The organism is Seonamhaeicola algicola (assembly GCF_007997385.1).
Classification (GTDB): Bacteria; Bacteroidota; Bacteroidia; order Flavobacteriales; family Flavobacteriaceae; genus Seonamhaeicola; species Seonamhaeicola algicola.
On sequence record NZ_VOSC01000013.1, the window covers coordinates 1 to 891 of the forward strand.

An 891-nucleotide genomic window follows, 5' to 3' on the forward strand; every position below is an offset into this window, starting at 1 on the left:
TGAAGTTACTACGTTTTTTTTAAAATACTGCAACTTAAAAAACGCCAACACCTACTCTACACGCTTAATTGAAGCTTTTAATTATGACTTTATTGTAAAGCCCAACAAATCTATTTCATACCAAAACCAATGTATTAATGGTGTTAAAAAATTTTTAGATTACAAAAATTATGAAGTTGAACTACTAGATATTAAACGCCCTAGAAAAGAAAAAAAACTACCCACTGTTTTAAGTAAAGACGAAGTAAAACTAATTTTAAATCACACCTATAATTTAAAACACAAAACACTACTTAGCTTAATATATTCAGCAGGTTTACGCATAGGTGAAGCCATTAATTTAAGAGTAAATAATATTGATAGCAAACGCATGCTAATACACATAAAAAGCGCTAAAGGTAAAAAAGACCGTTACACACTATTATCTAGTTCTTTTTTAGAATTACTAAGGCAATATTACAAGCAATACAAACCTACAAATTATTTATTTGAAGGTAGTGGTAAACAACAATACACAAGCTCTAGTGCTCAGAAAATATTAAAATCGGCTGCTAATAAATCTGGTATAGTAAAACCAATAACGCTACACACATTAAGGCATAGTTTTGCAACACATTTATTAGAAGAAGGTACTGATATTAGATATATACAGGAACTTTTAGGCCATAGCAGCCCAAAAACAACTATGATTTATACACATGTTACAGAAACAAGCATTAGAAACATTAAAAATCCGTTTGATAATTTATAAATGATTCTTACATTGCGTTGTATAAGAATTTTCACCTTTATAAATGAGGAAATATAAAAACACTATAATGACACTAAAATTCCGCATAGTATACCAAAAAGTTGAAGTAATAGGAAGAAAGTTCTTTATATAAATAAGTT

At 28.3% G+C, this 891-nt stretch carries 1 protein-coding gene; it reads left to right on the forward strand.

Annotated features, from left to right (window positions below; all coding sequences use genetic code 11):
- Positions 1-751: tyrosine-type recombinase/integrase (locus tag FUA26_RS05395; protein ID WP_147132679.1), on the forward strand; the 751-nt coding region annotated here is incomplete at its 5' end.
- Positions 752-891 lie beyond the last annotated feature (140 nt).